The organism is Streptomyces hokutonensis, from assembly GCF_042751305.1.
In the GTDB taxonomy this organism is placed as follows: Bacteria; Actinomycetota; Actinomycetes; order Streptomycetales; family Streptomycetaceae; genus Streptomyces; species Streptomyces hokutonensis_A.
Genome location: NZ_JBHYWD010000008.1, coordinates 94,554 through 102,374, shown reverse-complemented (window position 1 = coordinate 102,374; position 7,821 = coordinate 94,554). Strand labels below are relative to the sequence as shown.

Sequence of the window (7,821 nt, the reverse complement as noted above, 5' to 3'; positions counted from 1 at the left end):
GCCCCGCCCCCCCCCCGCCCCCCGGCGGCGCGCGAGAGCGTGAGCCGCCCCCCCCCCCCAGGGGGGGGGGGGGGGCGCCCCCGCGCCCCCCCGCGCCCCCCCCCCCCCCGGGGGGGGGGGGCGCCCCCATTTCCGTGGACAGGGAAGAACGGACACCGTTGCGGTACGGAGGTCAGGGCATGGTCAACTCCAGTGCGGGGGCCGGAGGTTACTCCGCCACCCCGCTTGCCAAGAAGATCGGCGTCAAGGCAGGACATCGGGTCCGGCTGCGGCACGCGCCCGACGGCTGGGACATCCCCGGGCTGCCCGACGACTGCGAGGTCGCCGACGGCGGGACGCCCGGCGCGGACGTCACCGTGGCCTTCTACCAGGAGTGGAAGGAACTGGATGCGGAAGGGATGGAACTCGTCCTCGGCCTCGATGACAGCGCCATGCTGTGGATCGCCTGGCCGCGCAGGGCCGCGGGCCATGTCAGCGACATCACCGAGAACGGTCTCCGTGACCTCTTCCTCCCGCTCGGGGTGGTGGATGTGAAGGTCGCGGCGCTGGGGGAGGACTGGTCGGGGCTGAAGTTCGTGCGGCGGAGGGAAAACCGGCAAAGCGGCAACAAAGGTCCAGCAAAATGAACTTGAGTCGTAGCCACTTGCCGACGTAAGGCAACATCTTGGTGAACGGCGAGTGTTGCGCGGTCAGGGCGCGGACATCGCCGGATGGCCGGATGGAGTGAGGGACGTGGTGGAGCCGAGGATCGCCGTCGCCGTGGTGACCATGGGAAACCGGCCCGCCGAGGTGGACGCGCTCCTCGAGTCCGTGGCCAAACAGGACCTCCCGCCGACCCGCATCGTGATCGTCGGAAACGGTTGCCGGCTCCCGGAGTTCGCCGACCGGCTCTCGCTGCCCGGCGAGGTCACCACCGTCGACGTCGACGAGAACCTCGGCTGCCCCGGCGGACGCAATGTCGGCCTGGCCCGGCTGCGGGAGTTCGGGGACGTGGACGTCGTAGTGGAACTCGACGACGACGGCCTGCTCGTCGACGCGGACGTGCTGCGCCGGGTGCGGGACCTGTACGCCGCCGAACCGCGCCTGGGCATCGTCGGCTTCCGGATCGCCGACGAGCACGGCGAGACCCAGCGGCGGCATGTGCCGCGGGTCGGCGCGGGCGACCCGATGCGGGGCGGCTACGTCACCGGGTTCCTAGGCGGCGGCCATGCGCTCAGCATGGCGATGCTCGCGGAGACGGGGGACTGGCCGGCCGAGTTCTTCTTCGCGCACGAGGAGACCGACCTCGCCTGGCGGGCCGCCGACGCCGGCTGGCACATCCTGTACGCCCCCGAACTGCTCCTCCAGCACCCCAAGACCTCACCGGCCCGGCACGCCATCTACTACCGCGTCACCGCCCGCAACCGCGTCTGGCTGGTCCGGCGCCGGCTGCCGCTCGCGCTGATCCCGGTGCACCTGGGCGTGTGGACGCTGCTCACCCTCGTACGGACGCGGTCGCTCGGCGGACTGCGGGCGTGGTTCGGCGGGTTCGTGGAAGGGGTGCGCGAACCGGCGGGGGCGCGGCGGGCCATGCGCTGGCGGACGGTGTGGCGGCTGACACGGCTGGGCCGCCCACCCGTGATCTGAGCCGCGGTAGCGCGGATGCCGCAGATGTCGCAGACGTAGTGGTGCCGCGGATGTCACAGACGTAAGGGACGAGGACCCCGGTCGATCACCTCCGCCGACCGGGGCCCTCTCGCGTCCCCGGACCCGGCCACGACGGCGACACTCCCCCGAGTTGCGCGTCGTACGCGCGCACCGTCGGGCCAGCTCCGATGAAGTGATCACATCAGGTCTCGCCAACGAATCGCTAACATGTGGCCAACGGTGCGCCCGATGCCCCGGGGGCGGATGGCCTGAAGTCGCCGCGCGGCAGCGGGAGAGGGCGGGTACGGTAGCGGATCCCGGCCCTCTGCGACCGGGACAGGCTGGCGGGAAACCGCCGGACACAGGGCGGAAATCCGCCAGGGACGGCGGAGAACTCCGCCGCGGGGCACGGCCGACAGGGCCGCGCGGAAGGGCGACGGGTCGGTGTGATGCGGTGCGAGCTGCGGTTCGGACTGCTGGGCACGACTGTCCTCTACGGCCCTGACGGCGACCTGGTCCAGCCCATCGGCGGCACCAAGGTGCGGGTCCTGCTCGCCGCGCTGCTCCTCGAACCGGGCCGGGTCGTCTCCGTCGACGCGCTCAAGGACGCCCTCTGGGGCGGCTCACCGCCGGCCTCCGCACACGCCTCCCTGCACAACCACGTCACCCGGCTGCGCCGCCTCCTCGACGACCCCGAACGGCTGCGCGCGATCCCGCCTGGCTACCAACTCCGCGTAGACGAGGGCGAGTTGGATGTCCACGTCTTCGAGTCCCACGTCACCGTAGCCCGCACCGCACACGCCGACCGGGACTGGCACCGGACCGTCCGCGCCTGCACGGCGGCCCTCGCGCTGTGGCGCGGCACCCCGCTCAGCGGCCTCCCCGCCGAACTCGGCGGCTACGCCTTCGCCCAGCGCCTCACCGAGGCCCGCCTCCTCGCCCTCGAATGGCGCTACGACGCCGAGCTCGCCCTCGGCGGCCCCCGACTCGGCGCGCTGGTACCGGAGTTGGCCGCGCTGGTCGCCGACCATCCCCTCCGCGAGGGCTACCACCGCCAGCTGATGCTCGCCCTCCACCGCACCGGCCGCCAGCCCGAGGCCCTCGCCGTCCACCGCGACCTGCGCAACCGCCTCATCGAGGAACTCGGCATCGAGCCGGGGGCGGGGGTGCGGGAGGCGCATGTGGAGGTGTTGCGGGGGGTGGTCGAGGTTCGGGAGGGGGAGGGTGGCGGGCTGGGTGAGGGCGGTGGGGTTGTTGGGGGTGGCGGGGGCGTTGGTGCGGATGGGTCGGGGAGTGTGCGCGATGCGTCTGGTCGGTCGGGCGCGTCCGGTGGGTCCGGTCGGCCCGGCCCGTCCGGTGGGTCCGGTGCGATTGATGGGTCCGGCCCGTCGGGCGGACCCGGCGCGACCGGTGGGTCCGGCGCGGCTGACGCGACCAGTGGGGCTGGCGCGTCCGGTGGGTCCGGAACCCGGCATCAGCCGCCCCCGCCGCTCCGCCCCGCCCAACTCCCGCCCCCACCCGCCCACTTCACCGGTCGCGCCGACACCCTCGACGCCCTGCGCGACACCCTCGCCCGCCGCCCTTCCACGGAGCCCGGCTCGCACCCCCTGGTCGTGATCAGCGGCATGGCCGGCGTGGGCAAGAGCGCCCTCGCGCTGCATACGGCCCACGAGCTGCGGGAACACTTTCCCGACGGGCAGTTGTACGTGAACCTGCACGGCGCCACCCCGGGCATGGCCCCCCTCACCGCCGGCCAGGCCCTCCACGCGTTGCTCCGCGACCTCGGCGCCGAACCCCGGCACATCCCCGAACACCCGGACGCGGCAGCCGCGTTGCTGCGTTCCCTGCTGGCCCCCACCCGCACGCTCATGGTGCTGGACGACGCGGGGAACGCCGCCCAGGTACGGCCGCTGCTGCCCGGCGGCACCGGCTGCGCGGTGCTCGTCACCAGCCGCTCACCGCTGACCACCCTCGACGGCGCCCGCCGCTTCCCCCTCGCGCCCCTCTCCGGCGAGGACAGCGCGGCCCTGCTGCGCGCGGTGTCCGGCCGCGACGGCCTCGTCGCGGCCCACCCACTCGTCGAACTCACCGGCCGCCTCCCGCTCGCGCTACGCGTGGTCGCCGCCCGCCTCGCCGCACGCAGGGCGCTCACCCCGGGCGTCCTGGCCGGCCAACTGGCGGCGACCGAGGGCCGGTTGCACCACCTGGAGTACGACGACCTCAGCGTCCGCCGCTCCCTGGCGGTGGCCCACGACGCCCTCGCCGCCTCCGAACGCGAAACCGACCGTGACGCGGCCCGAGCCCTGCACCACATCGGCGCCCTCGACCTCCCGGCCTACGGCGCCCCCCTCCTCGCCCGCCTCACCACCACCGACCAACGCCGCGCCGAGACCGCCCTCGACCGCCTCGTCGACGTAGCCCTCCTGGAGGAAACGGCATACGGCCGCTACACCCCCCACGACCTGGTCAGGGACTTCGCCCGCGAACTGGCGCAGCAGGAGGGGGACACGGAAGGGAAGGGCGACCTCGTTGACGTAGCCCTCGCCTGGTACGCCGCCGTAGCCGAGCGCACGCTCACCGCGATCGTCGAACCGGGGCTCGATCAGGACGATCGGCGTCGGCCGACCGCCGCGCAGCTGCCCGGGCATGCGGCGGAGGTGGCGGCCGTCGTTCCGTTCCGTGACTCTCAGGAGGCGTTCGCCTGGGGGGACTTGGAGTTGGAGAACGTGGTGGCGCTCGTCAAGCGGTACGGCGACAGCCCGGACCGGCGCAGAACCGCGCAGGTGTCGGCCCTCGTCCGGCTGCTCTTTCCGTATGTGCTGCGCGGTGGGCGGGTCGCCGAGATGGAGGTGCTCGGGCGGGTCGCCCTGGGCGCGGCGCGGCGGCTCGGGGACGACGCGGCGGAGGCGTACGCGCTGGGTGATCTCGCCGGGCTGCACTTTCTGACCGGCCGGCAGAGCGAGGCGCTGGGCCTCAACGACCAGGCGCTGGCGATCTGGTGGCGGCTCGACGCGACCTCCTGGATCCGGCGGTGCCTCAACAACCGCGGCCTCCTCCTCGAAGGCCTGGGCCGGCACGCCGAGTCCGGGGTCGCGCTGCGCCAGAGTCTCGAGTACTCACGGCAGTTGGACGATCCGTACGGCGAGGCCGTGACCTACAGCCATCTCGGCAATCTGTACGAGCACACCGATCCGCGTGCAGCCATCGAGCAGCACCGGCGTTCGCTGGCCATCGGTGTCGAGATCGGCGCGGTGATCGTGCAGCACTCCGCGCACTGCAACATCGGTTACGCCCACCTCGCCCTCGGCGAACCGGCCGCCGCCCTACCGCACTTCGAGGAGAGCCTGCGCGTCCTCGGCGACCTCGGAGACTGGCACGGCGAGTCGCAGACCCGGCTCGGACTGGTCCGGGCGCTGCGCCTGCTCGGCCGGACCGAGGCCGCCGACGGCGAGTGTGCGGAACTGCTGCGGCGCGCTGACGCCCGCGCCGACCGTTACATGGGCGGCCTCGCCCGTCACCAACTCGGCCTGCTGCTACGGGAACAGGGGCGCGCGGAGGAGGCGTACGAGGAGTGGCGGGTGGCGCTGGCCGCGCTCGACGGGACCGACGAGAAGGCGGTCGTGCAGGAGCTGGGTGAGCTGTTGTCGCAGGGTGACGCGCGTCGACGCCCGTAGCCCGCGCCGCTATTTCGCGTCGGCGTAGCACTCGACCACCGCGACCGTGAACGGGAAGCGGACGGGGGTCTCGCCGAACGTCAGGCGTCCGGCCAGGTCGGCCGCCTCCCGTATCGCGGTGGCCACGGTCTCGGCCTCCTCCTTCGGGCAGTGCACGATCACCTCGTCGTGCTGGAAGAAGACCAGCTCGGCCGCGAGCTCCGCACAGGACCGGCGGAGCGCGGCGAGCATCAGCAGGGCCCAGTCGGCGGCGCTGCCCTGGACGACGAAGTTGCGGGCGAAGCGGCCCCGGGCGCGGGAGTTGGTGGAGGCGTAGCCGGGTACCCAGCCCTGGTCGGCGGGGGTGGTCGCCGGTTCGTCCTGGGGGATGCCCGCCTCCTCCGCCGCGTCCTCGCCGCCGGCCACCGGCGGGCAGGTCCGCCCCAGCCAGGTCCGTACGAGCCGCCCCTCCTCACCGGCCCGCGCGGCGTCGTCGACGTACGCCACCGCCTTGGGGAACCGGCGTCTGAGCGCGGCGAGGTTCTTGAGGCCGTCGCCGGAGGTCTGGCCGTAGACCGCGCCGAGCACCGCGATCTTGGCCTGGTCGCGGTCCCCGGAGAAGGCGCGGTCGGACACGGACTGGTAGAGGTCGGTGGGGCGGCCGGCCACCTCCATCAGCCCGGGGTCGCGGGAGATCGCGGCGAGCACCCGTGGCTCCATCTGGTCGGCGTCGGCGACGACGAGCCGCCAGCCCGGGTCGGCGACCACCGCGCGCCGGATGATTTTGGGGATCTGCAGCCCGCCCCCGCCGTTGGTGACCCAGCGCCCGGTGACGGTCCCGCCGGCCAGGAACTCCGGCCGGAACCGCCCGTCCCGCACCCAGTCCTGCAACCAGGACCAGCCGTGCGCGACCCAGATCCGGTACAGCTTCTTGTACTCCAGCAGCGGTTTCACGGCTGGGTGGTCGAGGGACTGGATCTCCCAGCGCCGGGTCGACCTGACCTTGATCCCGGCCTGCGCGAAGGCCTTGACGACATCCGCGGGCAGGTCCGGTCGCACCCGCCTCCCGAACGCGGCCGACACCTCGTCCGCCAGCTCCGCCAGCCGCCGCGGCTCACCCCCACCCGCATACCGCTCGCCCAGCAACTCGTGCAGCAGCTCCCGGTGCACGTCGGCGCTCCACGGCAGCCCCGCCCGGTTCATCTCGGCGGCGACCAGCATCCCCGCCGACTCGGAGGCGGTGAGCAGCCGCATCCGGTCGGGGTGCTCGGTGGTGTCGTGCCGCCGCTGCTGCTCGGCGTACACGGCGAGGAGGTCGGCCAGGGGGAGATGGACGCTCTGCGGTTCGAAGAGCGAGGACTGCGAGCCGGGTTCGGCGGCCCGCTGCGGCGGATCCGGCGGTACGGGTCCGCCGCGCAGCCGGGCCAGCGCTGCGGCGGCCGACCGCGGCTCCCCGTGCCGCCCCTCGTACCCCAGCAGCAGGGTTTCGGCGTCCTCCACGTCGTAGCACCGCTCCACCCGCACCCCCGCGGCGAGCAGTGCCGGATACACCTCGGCGGTGGACCGCCACACCCACCGGTTCACGTCGGGCCGCCCGCGCACGGCCCCGACGAGATCCGGCTCCCACCGCACGGCCCCCGGCCCGGGCAGCCCGTCGGGACCGAGGGCGGCGACCTCGACACCACCGCCCTCGGCCGGGGCGAGCGCCCAGCGATCGGTCATGTTCGCGAGTGTGGCACGCGGGTCTGACAACGGCCCCGACCTGCGCGAACCGGCTCGCGGGCCAGGCGTCTCCGAGACGTGTCCGAGCGTCCCCGAGCGAAGAAGCGTCACGCGGACACTCGTACGAGTGAGGCATCACGAGATCGCGGGCGGCCCTCTCGCCTACGCTGACAGGGTCGCTCCGTACGAAGGAGGTCCGCCGTGGCACTGACCGCCCCAGAACGCCGACTGAGTCCTCATCCGAGTCCGACCGAGGAGAGGCGCATGGACGCGTCCGTCGAGGCCGCCTTCGATGCGTTCGACGCCGCCGCCCCGGAGGGCTGGCGCGTGGAGTTGATCGAAGAGCAGATCCACGTGGTGCCTCCGGCCAATGGGGAACATGAAGAGATCGTGTCCGAGGTCACCGGCCAGGTCCGGGACCATCGAAAGGAATACGGTCGCTACACCGGTCTCGGTCTGCACGTTCCGGGAGCGTCCGACACCGGCAAGGCCATCCCGGATCTGGTGATCGCCCCGAAGGGCAGTTTCGCCGACGACCAGCGCTATCACGACCCCGCGCCGGTCGTCCTCGTCGGCGAGGTGACCTCCGAGTCCACCGCGGAGAACGACCGCGGGCCCAAACTCCGCGATTATGCCCGCGCGGGCATCCCCTGCTACCTGCTGATCGACCGCGAGGCCGGGACGGTCATCGTCTACAGCGAGCCCTCCGAGGACCGCTACACGCGTGCCGCCGAGATCGAGATCTCCAAGACGGTGGCGCTGCCGGAGCCGCTCGGGTTCGACCTCGACACGAGCCAGTTCTGAGGTCGGTCCGTCGGCC

Annotated in this window: 5 protein-coding genes; 4 read left to right on the top strand and 1 reads right to left on the bottom strand. The window is 73.2% G+C overall.

Annotated elements, in window-relative coordinates; genetic code table 11:
• The first annotated feature begins 179 nt into the window (after positions 1–179).
• The 3 genes from ACFXC1_RS22285 to ACFXC1_RS22275 all read left to right on the top strand — a co-directional run bounded on the left by ACFXC1_RS22285 (position 180) and on the right by ACFXC1_RS22275 (position 5,300).
• Complete coding sequence (locus tag ACFXC1_RS22285) at positions 180–626, top strand: DUF3052 domain-containing protein (RefSeq protein WP_381245114.1); 447 nt, start codon at positions 180–182, stop codon at positions 624–626.
• Between the two features lie 106 nt (positions 627–732).
• Entirely contained in the window at positions 733–1,626 is an 894-nt protein-coding gene (locus ACFXC1_RS22280; RefSeq protein WP_381245112.1) for a glycosyltransferase family 2 protein, read from the top strand.
• Between the two features lie 449 nt (positions 1,627–2,075).
• A complete protein-coding gene (locus tag ACFXC1_RS22275; RefSeq protein WP_381245110.1) occupies positions 2,076–5,300 on the top strand; it encodes an AfsR/SARP family transcriptional regulator in 3,225 nt (1,074 codons plus the stop codon).
• Between the two features lie 9 nt (positions 5,301–5,309).
• Here the strand turns inward: ACFXC1_RS22275 and ACFXC1_RS22270 are convergent, their stop codons facing one another.
• Positions 5,310–7,001: a bifunctional 3'-5' exonuclease/DNA polymerase gene (locus ACFXC1_RS22270; protein WP_381245109.1), complete on the bottom strand. Its 1,692-nt coding sequence runs from the start codon at positions 6,999–7,001 to the stop codon at positions 5,310–5,312.
• Between the two features lie 264 nt (positions 7,002–7,265).
• On the opposite strand from ACFXC1_RS22270, the gene ACFXC1_RS22265 reads away from it, so the two are divergent.
• A complete protein-coding gene (locus ACFXC1_RS22265; protein ID WP_381245107.1) occupies positions 7,266–7,805 on the top strand; it encodes a Uma2 family endonuclease in 540 nt (179 codons plus the stop codon).
• The last annotated feature ends 16 nt before the right edge of the window (positions 7,806–7,821 follow it).